General features: G+C 56.9%; 14 protein-coding genes. 7 read left to right on the top strand and 7 right to left on the bottom strand.

Translation table 11 applies throughout. From position 1 onward, the window contains the following. Positions 1-3: 3 nt before the first annotated feature. Positions 4-1,737, top strand: coding sequence for a dihydrolipoyl dehydrogenase (gene lpdA / locus ACR0L1_RS10280; protein WP_480858628.1), 1,734 nt, complete (start codon positions 4-6; stop codon positions 1,735-1,737). Positions 1,738-1,779: 42 nt separating this feature from the next. Here the strand turns inward: lpdA and ACR0L1_RS10275 are convergent, their stop codons facing one another. Beyond that, positions 1,780-2,511: a CocE/NonD family hydrolase gene (locus ACR0L1_RS10275; RefSeq protein ID WP_480504611.1), complete on the bottom strand. Its 732-nt coding sequence runs from the start codon at positions 2,509-2,511 to the stop codon at positions 1,780-1,782. 75 nt (positions 2,512-2,586) lie between these two features. Then, entirely contained in the window at positions 2,587-3,282 is a 696-nt protein-coding gene (locus ACR0L1_RS10270) for a hypothetical protein (RefSeq protein WP_480858625.1), read from the bottom strand. Positions 3,283-3,495: 213 nt separating this feature from the next. On the opposite strand from ACR0L1_RS10270, the gene ACR0L1_RS10265 reads away from it, so the two are divergent. From ACR0L1_RS10265 to ACR0L1_RS10245, 5 genes are all read left to right on the top strand, one after another. After that, the gene (locus ACR0L1_RS10265; protein ID WP_480858623.1) at positions 3,496-5,586 is read left to right on the top strand and encodes a tetratricopeptide repeat-containing sulfotransferase family protein; all 2,091 of its coding nucleotides are present in this window, start codon (positions 3,496-3,498) and stop codon (positions 5,584-5,586) included. 162 nt (positions 5,587-5,748) lie between these two features. Then, entirely contained in the window at positions 5,749-6,246 is a 498-nt protein-coding gene (gene aroQ / locus ACR0L1_RS10260) for a gamma subclass chorismate mutase AroQ (protein WP_480858621.1), read from the top strand. A gap of 589 nt (positions 6,247-6,835) precedes the next feature. Further along, positions 6,836-8,422 (top strand): TadE/TadG family type IV pilus assembly protein, encoded by a 1,587-nt coding sequence (locus ACR0L1_RS10255; protein WP_480858619.1) that lies wholly within the window; start codon positions 6,836-6,838, stop codon positions 8,420-8,422. A 21-nt stretch (positions 8,423-8,443) separates the two neighbouring features. Next, positions 8,444-9,049 carry a TadE/TadG family type IV pilus assembly protein gene (locus tag ACR0L1_RS10250; protein WP_480858617.1) on the top strand — a complete coding sequence of 202 codons (606 nt, stop codon included), beginning with the start codon at positions 8,444-8,446 and terminating at the stop codon, positions 9,047-9,049. Further along, complete coding sequence (locus ACR0L1_RS10245) at positions 9,049-9,687, top strand: TadE/TadG family type IV pilus assembly protein (protein WP_170772167.1); 639 nt, start codon at positions 9,049-9,051, stop codon at positions 9,685-9,687. Before ACR0L1_RS10250 ends, ACR0L1_RS10245 begins: the two co-directional genes overlap by 1 nt. A gap of 87 nt (positions 9,688-9,774) precedes the next feature. Here ACR0L1_RS10245 and ACR0L1_RS10240 read toward each other — a convergent pair whose 3' ends face one another. Beyond that, positions 9,775-10,911 carry an aminotransferase gene (locus ACR0L1_RS10240; RefSeq protein ID WP_480858615.1) on the bottom strand — a complete coding sequence of 379 codons (1,137 nt, stop codon included), beginning with the start codon at positions 10,909-10,911 and terminating at the stop codon, positions 9,775-9,777. A gap of 62 nt (positions 10,912-10,973) precedes the next feature. Continuing rightward, complete coding sequence (locus ACR0L1_RS10235; RefSeq protein ID WP_480858613.1) at positions 10,974-11,555, bottom strand: carboxymuconolactone decarboxylase family protein; 582 nt, start codon at positions 11,553-11,555, stop codon at positions 10,974-10,976. Between the two features lie 149 nt (positions 11,556-11,704). Between ACR0L1_RS10235 and ACR0L1_RS10230 the strand changes: the two genes are divergently transcribed. Further along, positions 11,705-12,811 carry a hypothetical protein gene (locus ACR0L1_RS10230; protein WP_480858611.1) on the top strand — a complete coding sequence of 369 codons (1,107 nt, stop codon included), beginning with the start codon at positions 11,705-11,707 and terminating at the stop codon, positions 12,809-12,811. On the opposite strand, the gene ACR0L1_RS10225 is transcribed toward ACR0L1_RS10230, so the two are convergent. From ACR0L1_RS10225 to ACR0L1_RS10215, 3 genes are read right to left on the bottom strand one after another with little or no spacing between them, the layout of a single operon-like run. After that, on the bottom strand, positions 12,800-13,864 hold the full coding sequence (locus ACR0L1_RS10225; protein WP_480858609.1) for an aromatic ring-hydroxylating dioxygenase subunit alpha: 1,065 nt from the start codon (positions 13,862-13,864) through the stop codon (positions 12,800-12,802). The two genes, ACR0L1_RS10230 and ACR0L1_RS10225, sit on opposite strands and share 12 nt — an antisense overlap. Positions 13,865-13,869: 5 nt before the next feature. Then, a complete protein-coding gene (locus tag ACR0L1_RS10220) occupies positions 13,870-14,205 on the bottom strand; it encodes a carboxymuconolactone decarboxylase family protein (RefSeq protein ID WP_480858607.1) in 336 nt (111 codons plus the stop codon). 12 nt (positions 14,206-14,217) lie between these two features. Further along, a complete protein-coding gene (locus ACR0L1_RS10215; protein ID WP_170789163.1) occupies positions 14,218-14,976 on the bottom strand; it encodes an amino acid ABC transporter permease in 759 nt (252 codons plus the stop codon). Between the last annotated feature and the right edge of the window lie 3 nt (positions 14,977-14,979).

Genomic DNA, 14,979 nt, shown 5'->3' with positions numbered 1-14,979 from the left:
CAGATGGACGTCAAAGTACCCGATATCGGTGATTTCTCCGATGTACCCGTGATCAGCATTCTTGTCTCGGTCGGCGATACTGTCGCCGCCGAGGACCCACTGATCGAACTGGAATCCGACAAAGCTACGATGGAGGTCCCCTCCCCCGCCGCAGGCAAAGTGGTCTCGATTGCCGTGTCCGAAGGCGATAACGTCTCAGAAGGTGCGTTGATCCTGACATTGGAAGCCGCCGATGGGGCCGCGCCCGAAGCTGCCCCGGCAGAAGCACCCGTCGCCGCGCCGCAAGCCGTGGCCGCCACCGGCACGGCGACTGGTCAGGGCGATGTGCATGCCGAGGTGGTTGTGCTGGGCTCTGGCCCCGGTGGTTACACCGCCGCTTTCCGTGCTGCCGATCTGGGCAAGAAGGTTGTCATGATCGAACGCAACCCGACGCTGGGCGGCGTCTGCCTGAACGTGGGTTGTATCCCTTCAAAAGCCCTGCTGCACGTAGCCAAAGTTATCACCGAAGCCGAAGAGATGGGCGCACACGGCGTTAGCTTCGGGAAGCCCAAGATCGACCTGGACGAGCTGCGTGCCTTCAAAGACAGCGTTGTCGGCAAGCTGACCGGCGGTCTGGACGGTCTGTCCAAAGGCCGCAAGGTTCAGATCGTGCGCGGCTATGGCCGTTTTTCGGGCCCCAACATGATCGAAGTTGTAGGTGATGATGGCATGACCACCGTTTCCTTCGACCAGTGTATCATCGCTGCGGGCTCTGAACCGGTTGAATTGCCTTTCATCCCGCATGACGACGATCGCGTGATCGACTCGACCGGGGCGTTGGAACTGGCGGATGTACCCAAGCGGATGCTGGTTCTGGGCGGCGGCATCATCGGTCTGGAAATGGCCTGTGTCTATGACGCTTTGGGGTCGAACATCACCGTGGTCGAACTGATGGATCAGATCATCCCCGGTGCCGACAAGGATATCGTCAAACCCCTGATGAACCGCATCAAGGGCCGGTATGAAAACATCTTCCTCAAGACCAAAGTGACCGCGATTGAGCCTCAGAAAAAGGGCCTCAAGGTCACGTTCGAGGATGACAAGGGCCAAAGCTTCACCGACACGTTCGACAAGGTGCTGGTCGCCGTGGGCCGCAAGCCCAATGGCAAGCTGATCGACGCAGAAAAGGCGGGTGTTGCGGTGGATGAACGTGGCTTCATCGCCGTAGACAACCAGCAGCGCACAGGCGTGCCGCATATTTTCGCCATCGGTGATCTGGTCGGCCAGCCCATGCTGGCACACAAGGCAGTGCATGAAGGTAAGGTCGCCGCCGAAGTGGCCGCCGGTCACAAACGGTTCTTCGACGCCAAGCTGATCCCCTCGGTCGCTTATACCGACCCCGAGGTGGCATGGTGCGGGTTGACCGAGACCGAGGCCAAGGCCAAAGGGATCAAGGTCGAGAAAGGCGTGTTCCCTTGGGCTGCATCGGGCAAATCCCTCTCCAATGGCCGGTCCGAAGGCATCACCAAGCTGCTGTTCAATCCCGAAGATCAGCGCGTCGTAGGGGCATGTATCGTGGGCACCAATGCAGGTGATCTTATCGCCGAAACTGCGCTGGCCATCGAGATGGGTGCAGACGCAGTCGATCTGGGCCACACGATCCACCCGCACCCGACGCTCAGTGAGACGGTGAACTTTGCCGCCGAGATGTTCGAGGGTACGATCACAGATCTGATCCCGCCCAAGAAACGTCACTAAGACCCGGGCAGCGAGGTCAAAAAGAAGTTGAGCGGTATGCGCTCAACTCCCTCCCTTTGCCGGTAGGTGCGTGGCTAGAAAAGCGGTTAGTGCCGCCCAGTATTCGGCCCCATCCGCACTGACGAGAGCCGACGCCCCGTGCCGACCCCGCCCGTCTGGTTGAAACCCGGTGACGGGACCGGCGATTTTGGACGCGAAGGGCTTCCACTGACCGGCCTCATTCCGGGCCGAGGTCAGAAAGACCGGATCTTTTAAATCACCCAGCCGTTTGGTGACATAGGTCTTGCCACCGAAATACTCACCCGGCGAAAAGGCCATGACAGCATCGGCGAATTTGCGATCCTGCGCGGCGAGGACAAGAACCAAACCCGCGGAATACGAGGACCCGAGAACTCCGACGTGACGCGCGCCCGCGTTCTTACGCGCCCAGGCTGACGCCGCCTGCATGTCGGGGATCGCTTCGGTGTATGCCACGTTGCCGCCTGCCTTGGCGGCGGTTTCGTTCTTTACGCCGTTGAACTTGCCGCCCGAGCGTTGATCGACGGCCAGCGATGCATAGCCAAGTTCGTTCAGCCGCTTGGCAATATCACCATATTCGCCCCGGCTGGCCCCGGCCATGTGATAAAGGACAAGGACGGTGTCATAGGCGGCACTGGGCTTTTGAAAATCGGCGGTGACAACAACTCCGTCCGCCGCCGTGAACCGCACGGTTTCGGCAAACGCGGCGCTGGTGGCAAGAAAAAGGGCTGCAAACGCAAGAAGCAGTCTGGTCATGGAATTCTCCCAACTCGGTCGCGAGAACTCTAACACCCCTGCCCCATGCGCTGCGGTCACGTTTTCAGGATCAGGCTATTCGACCGCGAAGCAATAGAACAGGCCAGCGCCGCCAGACCGGGGCAGATCGCCCTCGCCACACCCGCGCGAGCCGTGGGACGAATTCCACGACACCATGTTGCGCGCATCGTTCAGCCCAACGCGATCATGATGCCCGACAATGGCCGATCCGTCGGGGCTGTTGCTAGTCCAGTTGCTGCATGTGCTGTCTCCACCCGAGGTCGAGAAATGCCCCGCACTGTCCGAGCCGGTCAGAATGTCATGCCGGTTGGGCTTGCTGCCCCGCCCGTTCACCGGATTGCCGTTTTCATCCAGCGCGGTTTGCAGGCTGATATTGACCGCGTCCGAATGCAGGCTGTCGACATCCTGCGCAATCATTTCCCCCTTGGCATTATACCACGGGCCAGTCCCGATCCGGTCCCGCGCCGATATACCGTTGGTGATGGTCATCGGGTCGGTGCTGCGGTCGATCATCATGCTTGTGCTCAGATATGCCGCCCAAGTCTTAGATGAACCGGCAGCGTTGGCCAATGCGTTGCAATGGGCATCAGCCCCTTCCAGACCGCCAAGATTGGCACCATCCCCTTTCCCGACGCTGGTGATGAAGAATGACATCTTTTCGGTATCGGTGTCGTCTGCCTGAACGGTCCCCGCGATGGCGGTCGATGCGATCACAAGAAGCGGGAGGATGGATTTACGGTCTGGGAACATTGCATTTCACCTTTTCTGTAAATTTCTACCCCATGCTAAAATTGAAACTGCCGTGGGTCTATGCAGTTAATCACACGAAAACGTCATCATCGCCTTTAGCGACCCCACACCCGCCGTGGCTTGCGGATGGACGCATTGTCGGGAATGCTCTACCACCTTTCCAACAACAGCCCGGATCCGAATAACCGGGCAACGTGTCAGAGGAGGAGCATCATGGCTGCGCAGGGTCAGCAGATCTCGGTACAGGAGGCGTTTTCGTTGGCTATGGCGCAGTACCAGAAGGGTGCGCTGGCACATGCCGCGCCGCTTTTATCCAAAATCATTGCCGCCGCCCCCAAACATGCAGACGCGCATCACATATTGGGCCTGATCGCGTTCCAGACCGGACAAACCGTTGCAGCCATACAGGCGGTTGAGCGCGCGGTTCAACTGCGCCCCGACAGCGTTCAATACCTTGCCAACTACACAGAAATTCTGCGGAGTGCAGGGCAATTGGATCAGGCCCGCGCCGCCGGGGAACAGGCAGTCCGTCTGGCGCCGGGGCATGCGGCGGCGCAGTCCAACCTTGGTCTGGTTTTTTATGACCTTGAAGACCTTGAGAAAGCCCGCGCCGCACAAGAACGGGCGTTGGCTCTGTCTCCTGATTTGGATAGGGCTTTGAACAATCTGGGCAGCATTGCTCGTGATCAGGGGGACCGCGCCAAGGCAGCCAAGCTTTACCGTCAGGCGCTTCGGCTTCAACCAGCATCGTCCGAGACCGCCAACAACCTGATCTCGGTCCTGATTGAGCTTGAAGATGTCGCCGCCGCCCGCTCTGTGGCAGAAGCACATGCCGAAACTGCGCCGCGCGATGCTGAGCTGCGCCGCAATTTTGGCCGTATCGCGCTGTTGGAATGCAATTTGGATGAGGCCGAGAAAGCCTTTCGCGCCGCCATCTCTTTGGATGGGACAAAGACGGAAAGCTACGTGGGTTTGTCGCAGGTCCTGTTTGAAAAGAACCACCCCAAACTGGCGTTGATCGAGGCTGAACAAGCCTTGAAGCTGGACCCCGAAAGCGCGGTGGCTTGCCATCAAATGGCGTTGGTCCAAGCGCATTTGGGGGACGAGAATAGCGCACGTGCGCTTTATGCCAAAGCGCTTGCGATCAAGCCGGACATGACCTCCAGTCGGTTGGCGCTGGGGCATCTGGCGATGGAACAGGGCGATTTCGACGCGGCGCGGGATGCGTTCACCGCCGCCGCCGAAACCTCGGATGATCCGCTAAGCGCGCAAATCGCCTTGGCGCGGCTGAATAAGATCACCGAGGATAGTCCGGTGTTTCAAGCTTTGGAGGCGGCTTTGACAAAGGCCGCCGAGATGTTGCCGCAAAAGGCGGTCTCGTATCGGTTTGCGATGGGGGAATGCTACGAGAAGCTACAACGTTATGACGAGGCCTTCGCGCAATTCGAGGCAGGCGCGCAGTTGAAGCGGTCTTTGATCTCCTACGATGCGGCCGAGACGGACAAGCTGACCGACGATCTGATTGCTACCTTTACAGCCGACCGGATCGCGCAGCTTCGCCGCCACGGCGTTTCTAGCGCAAAACCGATTTTCGTGCTGGGAATGCCTCGGTCGGGCACCACGCTGACGGAATCCATTCTGGACGCCCACCCGCTGGTGGCCGGGGCCGGAGAGTTGAATGAAATGCAACAGCTCTTTGGCGCGCTGCCTGACGGGCGCAACAACGTACCGCACGCCCTTAACGGTCTGTCGAGCGCCGATCTGACCCGCCGCGCCGAAGACTACGTGGCCATTCTGTCCCGTTTGGGCGGTGAAGCGCCCCATGTGGTCGACAAGATGCCAGCGAATTTCCAACTGGTGGGCCTGATACATGCGTTGATGCCCAATGCCCGGATCATTCACGTTACCCGCGACCCGCTGGATATCTGCCTGTCCTGCTACACACGCCTGTTCGAACGCAGCCAGTTGCACAGCTATGACCAAGTCGAGTTGGGGCGTTACTACAACGCCTACACGCGGTTGATGAGGCATTGGCAGACGGTGTTGCCGCAAGGTGCCTTTCATACGATCCGGTATGAGGCGCTAGTGGATGATATCGACACAGTCGCGCGCGGGCTCATCGACTATTGCGGGTTGGACTGGTCAGAAAGTTGCCTTGAATTCTATACCGGCAAACGCCGGGTCCGCACCGCCAGCGTGCAGCAGGTGCGTCAGCCTCTCTATGCGACGTCTAAAGAGAAGTGGCGCCGGTACGAAAAACACCTGCAACCTTTGATCAAAACGATCTTAGAGAACCGCCCCTGAACGACCCTGTCCGCAACTCTTGTGGTTCGCAACAACGCATTGGGCTAAACAAACTATGAACAGTCGCAAGTTCTGCGGCACCGGCGGCGCCCCAAATAACGATCAGAGATCATGCTAAAACAATCTATTGGGACTTTTTGCCTTTTTGTCTGCATGCTTTTGGTGACTTCTGCGCAGCCGCGCGCAGATACGGATGCGCTGTTTAATTCCATCAACGACCGTCTGTCATGGATGAAGGGTGTCGCCGCGTGGAAGTATCGAAACGAGGTCGACGTGGAAGACCTCGCGCGTGAAGCGGTGGTTCTGCAAGCCGCTGTGGAAGCTTCCCAACAGGCCGGTCTGTCCGGCCCCAGTGTCCAGATGTTTTTTCGCGCTCAGATCGAAGCAGCGAAGGCTATCCAGCGGTGCTGGATCAGCCAGTGGCAAGGCGGCGACTCTCCGGTACCAAACCCGCCTGATCTTGTGGCTGATATCCGTCCTGAATTGCTGCGGTTAGGTCAAACTATCCTGATCGAATTGGGCAACGAAGTTTCTAAAAACGGTAAAATTGACGATACAGACCACGCAGATTTTGATATGGCATTGTCCGTTCCCTGTCTGAGTGAAAATGCGAAATCTGAAATTTTCGACGGGCTCAAACAAGTGACCTTGGCGCAGTGATCTAACCGTCGGCGATCTGCCTGCTATTGGACAAACGATCCCATGCGTACTTCCGGTTTCACGCTTGATACGACTGGCTCAGAGGCAACATTGCTTTGATTCTTGCAAACAATGCAGCCGCCACAGCCCTATCGTCGCCGAAATCCGGAGTAATCAGCTGAATTTCAAAGGTTTGAGAGTCAGGGCACAACAAAACCACCACATCTGCGCTGGTAGTTTGCTTCGTGGCCAAAAGGCTGCGGAGTCTTTTTTGGAAAAGCTTCTCCAATCGCGTGCAAATCGGCGTAACATCATGATTAAAAGGCCATTTTATAAACCTGAGTGTTGACCTGCTGCCAAGCGCAAACAAGGTTCCAGCAACCTTGCGTCTACTTCAACGACTATTTCAAATTAACGATTGTGGCCAAATCTTGTCGGAATTTGTTCATTTTGGGTTCATCATTGGTTCATTTTGGTGTAAAGTTCTGTTTGTTTTCGACGTTTCAACGGTTCCAACACTTAATGAGTTGTTCAGGTGGGTATGAGTTTTGAGGATTTGAACGAAGGGCAAAACAGAGCACCTTCACACAAGAAACCACACTGCGATCTAATGAATTCCGGTGGCCTGCCTGAGCGGTTTCGGCGCGACACCAGAGGCGGTGTTTTGGTTCTGGTTGCGATAATGTTCATCCCGATGATGGCCTTCATCGGATATGCCTTCGAATTAGCGCTGACCGAGGACGCACGGGTTAAGCTGCAAAACACAACCGATGCAGCCAGCCTGGCGGCAGCTGATTTGGAGCAAACGCTCGATCCCGAGGATTTGGTCGAAGATTTTTTCGCCAAGGCAGGTTTGGCAGACAATCTGGATAACGTAACTGTTGTCAGCGGCATTGCGGAGAGAACCGTATCGATCGAAGCCAGTGAACGTCTCCCGGCATACCTGTCCCGTGTTGTCGGCAACGAAGCTTGGGATGTGGCCGTCGCCGGCGCCGCTACGGAATCGCGTCAGGATTTGGAAATTGCCGTGGCGCTGGACAACTCAGGATCAATGTCTTGGGCACCGGGCGCGACGTCCGGCCCAGCGTCAACGCCGTCTCGGATGGATCTTTTGATCCCTGCTGCTCAGGCTTTTGTTGATGCGGTGCAACCCAGACCTGGACAGCCGGGGCGAACAACGATATCGCTCGTACCCTTTGCGACACAGGTTTCGGTTGGCGAAGCCCTGTTGGGCAATTTCTCGGTTACGGCAGAGCACAACCTGTCCCATTGCGTGACGTTCAGCGACGAGGTTGATTATCAGACCACGGCGATTTCAACGACGGATTTGTTGAACCGGACAGCACATCATGCTCCAAGTACGGGGGCTCGTTCGGTCACCAGTGGTACGGTCGCCTGCCCTACAGATTCGGCGACCCGTGACATTGTACCGTGGTCAGAAGACCCCGAAGTCTTGAAAGCGCGCATCAGAGCAATGCAGCCGGGCGGCTTTACCTCGATTGAAATGGCGACGAAATGGGGGGCCGCTTTGTTGGACCCTACGTTGCGACCGGTTTTGTCATCTCTGTCGACTGAGCCGGGGTTTGAATATCTGTCTGGTCCGGCCGTGCGCGGTGTCCCCGACGAATTCACCAGCGATGAGACAGTCAAGTATCTGATCGTCATGTCGGATGGAGAAAACACGCAGAGCTATGACGTCAAGCCGCCGTTTAGGACCGGTAATTCACCTGTGGTCCAGGTACGTGGAACAAACAGGTTCTATTATTTCCAGAACCGCCCCAGAACCCGCAACGATTTTTTCGAAATATCTACAGCCCGGTGGGTGAGCCGACCGAACGGAACGCTGGTTCAATTGACTTGGCCAGAGGTATGGGCCCAATTCCCGGTATACAGATTTGCCGAGCTTGTTCTCGCCAGAGTTGACAGACGCAGGAGCGCTGTCGGCCACTACAACCGGATTATCGACCAAACGGTAAACACCTCGAAAAACCCGCGCACGTCGGCAATCTGTCAGGCAGCGAAAGATAACGGCATCACTATCTTTACCATTGGTATGGATACCTATGCCCAGGGTGACGCAACTTTGCTGGATTGCGCTTCGTCCCCTGCCTTTTTCTATGACGTAAATAGCTTGGACATCGACTCGGCGTTTCAATCGATTGCGCGTCAAATCAACCGCCTGCGCCTTACGCAGTAGTTGAGTTGGAGTGTTTGAATCATGATGAATTTCGCAAAAATCCCCACCCCTTCTGCTGCAACGCACGGGCGTGCAAACGGGACCTTTTTTCAGCGCATCCGGGTCTGGCGCAAAAACGAAGATGGTGCAGTCCTGGTCGAATACGCGCTCTGTCTGCCATTGCTTTTGCTGATGCTCTTTCTGACGCTTGAGTTTGCCCATCTGAAGATGCGGCAGATCTCTCTCGATCGGGTAACCGACCAGACATTTCGCGAATTGCGACTGGGTCTGATCCCCAACCCAGACCACGACAGCGTCAAAGATGCGATGTGTGCCAAAACGCTGGCCCGGATCATTCTCTGGGATTGCTCGGAAAGCCTGTTGTTGCAGGTGCGCGAAGTTGAAAGATCGGTTTGGAATCTGGATCTGGGTCAAACCAATTGCCTGGATACGACTCCCGAGGACGGCTATATGCCGCCGATTGATTTCACGGCAGGTATCGAAAATCAGTTGATGATTGCACGCGCCTGTTTGATCCAGCGCTCTCTGTTTCCCCCGATAAACGCTTTGCGGTCTTTGCCACGCTATGATGAGTTCGGCAATTTCGCCCTTGTTTCAAAATCTGCCTTTGTGAACGAGCCCTTCTGATGTTTTCCAAACTCAAGACACATGCCCGCGCTATTCATTGTGCAATCCTCCGCTTTAAAGATGACACAAGCGGCGCAGCACTTGTGGAAATGGGGATGGTGCTTCCTTTTTTGATTCTACTGACCTCTGGCGGCCTTGTGGTCCAGGACGCGATCCGGGTGTCTTATATCCAGTCGAAGGCGACCTATACGGTATCCGACATGGTTAGCCGTGAAGACAGTTTTATTGATGCCAACTATTTCGACGGGATGGACAGTGTCTTCAGGTTCCTGACTGATAACGGCTATCCAACCGAGCTGCGCATATCGACGGTCGAATGTACCGAAAATTGCGCGGATGAATCGCAACGGGTGCTGGAGTTCTGTTGGTCCGAATCCACTGACGGGCTGTTGGACCTGACAAATGACGAAATAGATTTGTACGCAAGTCGCATTCCGTTATTCGCGCAAGGCGACACGATGCTGATGACCGAGTCTTTTTTGGACTACACTCCTTTGCTGGGTGATTTTATCATCTCGCCAAGCAGATACGCCTCGATTGCCTTCACGCGCCCCCGAATCGCGCCTCAAATCAAATTTGATGTAGGCGCTGTAGATGTGGACGGGAACCCCATTGTTTTGGATTGCTTCAACAACTAAAGACGTATTCGACAACTTGAAGTGGCCTTTGTTCAGCCGTTTTCGGACCGCAAGCAAACACACAAGCCATGCCCTTGGCTTTTGTTTTCAGCTGCTTGTGTGGGCTCGATGACGAGTAAGGAAACCCGAAAAACGTTCCAGCCCCAGCTTCAGATCTGCCGTCGGATTAGTATAGCCCAGCCGCAGCCAGCCTTCCATTTCCAGCGCGCTGCCTGGGGTCAGCATCACGCCTTCTTCTTGCAATAGCGCGACGCATAGATCGCGCGATGTCATCGGCAGATCGTATTTTAGCAGCGCGGTGGTGCCGGACATAGGCTTGACCCAGCTCAACAGAGGTTCCGACGCGATCCAGTCCTTTACAATCTGAAGGTTCTCGCGCGTGATCCTTTGGCTGCGGGCCAGTATCTTGTCACGGTTTTCCAGCGCGATCGCGGCCAGAAACTCGTCCACGACACCGACCGAGATGGTGTTATAGTCGCGATGGATCATCACCTGGTTCAGCATGTCTTTTGGTCCGGCAATCCAGCCCACGCGCAGCCCCGCCAATGAAAACGTCTTTGAGGTGCTGGCTGTGCTGATCCCCTTTTCGTAGATATCCGCGACCGATGCGGTAAACCCGTCGCCGGTCTGGTCGGTGCCGCGATACACCTCATCACATAGCAGCCAGGCGTCCACGCTTCGGGCGATATCCACGATTTGGTCCAGCAACGCACGATCCATCAGCGCGCCGGTTGGATTGTTGGGGTTATTGATCGCAATCAACCGCGTATCTGGGCGGATCATCGCGCGCAGCTCGTCCAGGTCGGGCAGGAACGCGTTTTCTGACCGCAGGTGCAACAGTTGGATGTCTGCGCCAATGCTTTCGGGTATCGAATAATGCTGCTGATAGGTCGGAATGACCGAAATCACGTGATCCCCACGCGACACCAGCGTTTGATGTACCAGTGCATTGGCACCGATGGTGCCATGGGTGGTCAGGATATTGTCACGGTTCAGGGTTTCGTACATGCCGCTGATTGCATCGCGCAACCGATCCGACCCTTCGATTGCGCCATAGGACATCTTCATCGCCGACAGGTCATTCAGAATGCTGTTGTGTTGACTAGACATCTCAAACAACTCGCCCAACGTGATGGATTCCACACAGGTTTCGGCCAGGTTGAGCTCGCAAGTTGTCTCGAACTCGTTCATCCACATTTCAACGCCGAACGGTTTGATGTGCATTGTCGCCTCGTGGTTTTAGTTCGTCGCTGTCCAAGGGGCGCGTTGCGCGGCCCCTATAGTGGTTACTCATCGGCCTTGTAGTAGCCGATGACATCATTCTCGGTCGTTGCACCAAGCCCGTTGAGCAATCTGTTGGAATAGTTGAAATAGGCGCAGACCTGATTGACCTCGAGGATCTCTCCGTCAGAGCAGCCTGCGATTTTCAAAACCTCAAAGTCCGATTTCACCATTCGGCCGACATCGGTGGTCAATTTGCCCGCGTATCGCAGCAACGCCAGTTCTTTGCCCTCGAACTCATCCTCGGGGCGGTGCGCCTTCAGGGCAGTAAAGATGCGGTCGCTGCGGGGTTGGTCTTTCAACAGGTTGCGCACATTCATGAAGTGATGGGTCAGCGAATAGGTGCAATCGTTCAGTATCGAAGTATAGCTGGCCACAATCTCAAGAAACCAAAACGGCAGCTGGTTGTCGTCGGAATGCAGAACCGAGCGGTACAGCGTGACATGCCCGTTCATCGTTTCGGGCCGCAGGGAATGGACGCGCATGACGGTGTCGACCGTGCCATGCGGGGTGCGAGCCTTGTCCAAAAGCTCTTTCAACCGGCCTTCGGCCTGATCATCCGAAACCATTTCGATCCAAGCGCTCATGCCGGGGCCTCCTGTCTAGAACGACCTCAGGTTATGGGCGAAGGCAACGCGGGTGTCAGCAGATATTTTTCCTGCACAGTCATTTTTGCTAGATCACAGGATCGTGAGCGGGATAGTCTGCACTGTGACATCGCGCAGGAGCCACCATCATGATTCGTCCGAACCAGAAAGCGGGCGCTGAAAACCTGTTGTTCAACTGCGCCGGGCTGTCGTCAGGCGACCACCTTCTTGTGCTGCGCGAAGACCCCGACTACGCCTATTACGATTCCGAGATCGCTGATGTTATTGTGGAATGCGCCCGTCAGAACGGCGTCAGGGCGTCGGTGCAAACCATACCCTTTGACCCGATGAAAGCGCGATTGCCGCAGTCCGTCGTAGCTGAAATGAAGGCAGCCGATCGCACATTGTTCCTGTCGCGCACGGGTGATCAGCTTCGCTTTAATCCCGAGATTTCGAATATCCGGCCTATCATGTCCTATGCGCTGGATGTCGAGATGTTGGGATCGGGATTTGGCTCGGCCGATTACGCGGGGTTTGTCGCGCTCAAGAATGCGGTGAACACAGCGCTGGCGGATGCGACGCACATTCATGTCACCTGCCCGCTTGGCACCGATTTCTGCGGACCGGGCGCTGCATTCCCGACCGCCAGTGCGGCGGATGTCAGCGTGACCCGCTTTCCAATGTCGGTCTTTGCGCCGGTACCTTCGGCGGGGTTTTCGGGCGTGGTCATACAGGATGGGTTTCTGGTCGGGACCGGGTCGAAATTCTACGAGCCATATGGCTGCGATTTGCAGGAACCGCTTGCGGTCGCGTTTGAAGACAACAGGTTAACGGGCTTCTCGGGCCATCCGATGGACGTGCATTGCGCGCAGATGCACTACGAGAAGGTCGGCCAGATGTTCGACCTAGACCCGATGACAATGCATTCCTGGCACGCAGGCATTCACCCTGGCTGCGCCTACCCCACCCCCGCGCATGAGAATTACGAACGCTGGAGCGGCTCGGCCTTTGGCAACCCCCGTTTGATGCATTTCCATACCTGCGGAAACTATGCGCCGGGTGAGATCTGCCTGAACGTGCTGGATCCCACAATCCGCGTCGACGGCGTGGCCGTGTGGGAGCACGGCGTATTCCGGCCCGAGCTGATTGAGGGCGGCTCCGATATTCTTGAGGCCTATCCCAGCATCCGGGCCGTGTTCGACGCCCCTGCGCAACAGGTCGGTCAAGGCCCGAACGGCCGGTTGTCAGCCGGCTAGTCGCGCGGCCTCTTCCCCGGCGATCAGTTTGGCGACACGGGCCCGGAACCGCATGGCGCCTGCGTCCAGCCCCAGATTGATATACCCTGTCTTACGGCGCGCCATGCCGGTCTGGACATGTTCCAGAACCTCTTTGTCCTCGTTGAACGCCATGACTGCACCGTCAAACATACGCTGAGACATGGCCGCGTCATCCGCATGCATGTTGCGATGCTGGAACCAGAAATAGCGTGAGTTCTCACCATCGACCGGCGTGATGAAGTTGTACGAAATATTGACAAACGCGTTTGCTGAAAAGGGTCGGTCCGCCCCGCCCTCGCCCATTGGAGTATAGACGGACATATTAATCGCCGTCGCGGGCAGGCGGCATTCATAGTGCTGCTTGCGGTCACAGCTTGGACCAAAGGGCAGGATCGGCGCGTAATAGGGTGGCGCGGGCTCATCCGCGATCCAGCGCGAGACGATGACTCCGTTCTCTGTTTCCTCCAGATCCAGCGGGCGGTTGTCGGTTCCGGCCCCGGCGAATGAGGTCAGGTGCACCCAGGCCACATGGCTGGGGTCAAGCAGGTTGTCGATAATATACAGGTAGTGACATGCCATCTCCATCGCGCCCTTTTGGGTTTTGCCCCAGTCCGGGTTGTCGAAATTGGGGATGTCGATGATGTCATCTGTGCTGGCCTGCTCCGGGTTGCCCATCCACAGCCACAGAAAGCCCCAGCGATCCTCGGCTGGATAGGCATGCACTGCGGCACGGCGGGGTGGATTGTCCAACTGGGTTGGCGCACTGACGCATTCGCCGCCACAGCCGAAGGTCAGCCCGTGATAGCCGCAGACCACGTGGTCGCCCTCGATTGTCCCTTGGGACAGGGGCAGTTTGCGGTGTGGGCAGGCATCTTCCAGCGCGATGGCTTTGCCAACGGTGTCGCGGTAGATGACAATCTCTTCGTCCAACATACGCAGGGCGGTCAGGTTGCGCCCAAAATCTTCGGACCGTCCGGCGACATACCAGGTGTTGCGAATGTAGCCTTCAGCTCCGGCCAGATCAGGGCGCATGGGGGTTACTCCGAAAATTCGTCAAAGGCTTTCAGTGCTTTGGCACTGTAGGCAAAGGATGGGCCGCCGCCCATATAGGTGGCCATGGACAGGGCCTCGCACAGTTCGTCGCGCGTGACCCCCAGACGGACCAGGGACTTGACGTGGAACCCGATGCAACTGTCGCAGCGAGTGGAGATGGCAATCCCCAGAGCAATGAATTCCTTCGTCTTTTCGCTGAGGACGCCGTCGGTTTTCGCCGCCTTGCCCATGATACCGAAGCCGCGCACGGTGTCGGGGATTTCTTTTGACAGGGTGCCGATATTGGCCTCGGTCTCGGCCATGAAGTCTTTCCAGTCCATTACTGTTTCTCCTTATCCGCGCTCATCCGCGCCCATGCGGCGTTCCAGCCAGCGTACGCCCGCGCTGATGATCAGAACCAGGATCAGGTATTCGAAAATCAGCAGCGTATAGATCTCCAGCGGGCGGTATTCCGTCACCACCAACTCATTCGCGCGGCGGGTCAGTTCCTGCATCCCGATGACGCTGGCAAAGGCGCTCATCTTGACGATGTAGATGAACTGGTTGGCCAGCGGCGGCAGAATGCGCCGGATCGCCTGCGGCAGGATCACATAGCGCATGGTCTGCACATAGTTCAGCCCGATGGTCTGCGCCGCCTCGCGTTGGCCGCGCGCGATGGATTGAATGCCCGCGCGGTAAATCTCGGCCGTAAAGGCGCTGTCGGAAATCGCCAGCGTGATAATCGCGCCCCAGAAAGGATCGATTGGGATGTTCAACCCCATGGACTGGAACACGATGGGCAGGCCGTAAAACACCCAGAACAGCATCGGCAGCAGAGGAATCGCGCGAACGAATTCGACATAGATCCGGTTGACCCAGCGCCAGCCGCGTTTCTCTGACAGGCCGGGCAGCGCGACCATCAGGCCGAGTACGATCGACAGCACGGCGGCGATCAGCGAGATCTGGATCGTCGCCCACATGCCCGAGATCAGGAATTTCACATTCGTCCAGCCCGATTGCGTGGTCGGGTCGATCACATACCAGCCCCAAGTCTGGGACGAAGAACAGCTCGCCAGCAACAGCAAGGGCACGATCAGCAGAAGTTTTTTCATCGG

The organism is Ruegeria sp. J8 (genome assembly GCF_056531925.1).
The sequence above is the reverse complement of the archived record's forward strand: the minus strand, read 5'-3'. Positions and strand labels throughout refer to the sequence as shown.

Bases quoted from the DNA above. Each gene is read 5' to 3' on its own strand.
- ACR0L1_RS10240 (WP_480858615.1), bottom strand. From the start codon at position 10,911: ATGCACATCAAACCGTTCGGCGTTGAAATGTGGATGAACGAGTTCGAG.
- ACR0L1_RS10215 (WP_170789163.1), bottom strand. From the start codon at position 14,976: ATGAAAAAACTTCTGCTGATCGTGCCCTTGCTGTTGCTGGCGAGCTGT.
- ACR0L1_RS10270 (WP_480858625.1), bottom strand. From the start codon at position 3,282: ATGTTCCCAGACCGTAAATCCATCCTCCCGCTTCTTGTGATCGCATCG.
- ACR0L1_RS10275 (WP_480504611.1), bottom strand. From the start codon at position 2,511: ATGACCAGACTGCTTCTTGCGTTTGCAGCCCTTTTTCTTGCCACCAGC.
- ACR0L1_RS10255 (WP_480858619.1), top strand. From the start codon at position 6,836: ATGAATTCCGGTGGCCTGCCTGAGCGGTTTCGGCGCGACACCAGAGGC.
- ACR0L1_RS10250 (WP_480858617.1), top strand. From the start codon at position 8,444: ATGATGAATTTCGCAAAAATCCCCACCCCTTCTGCTGCAACGCACGGG.
- ACR0L1_RS10230 (WP_480858611.1), top strand. From the start codon at position 11,705: ATGATTCGTCCGAACCAGAAAGCGGGCGCTGAAAACCTGTTGTTCAAC.
- ACR0L1_RS10245 (WP_170772167.1), top strand. From the start codon at position 9,049: ATGTTTTCCAAACTCAAGACACATGCCCGCGCTATTCATTGTGCAATC.
- ACR0L1_RS10225 (WP_480858609.1), bottom strand. From the start codon at position 13,864: ATGCGCCCTGATCTGGCCGGAGCTGAAGGCTACATTCGCAACACCTGG.
- lpdA (WP_480858628.1), top strand. From the start codon at position 4: ATGGACGTCAAAGTACCCGATATCGGTGATTTCTCCGATGTACCCGTG.
- ACR0L1_RS10265 (WP_480858623.1), top strand. From the start codon at position 3,496: ATGGCTGCGCAGGGTCAGCAGATCTCGGTACAGGAGGCGTTTTCGTTG.
- ACR0L1_RS10220 (WP_480858607.1), bottom strand. From the start codon at position 14,205: ATGGACTGGAAAGACTTCATGGCCGAGACCGAGGCCAATATCGGCACC.
- ACR0L1_RS10235 (WP_480858613.1), bottom strand. From the start codon at position 11,555: ATGAGCGCTTGGATCGAAATGGTTTCGGATGATCAGGCCGAAGGCCGG.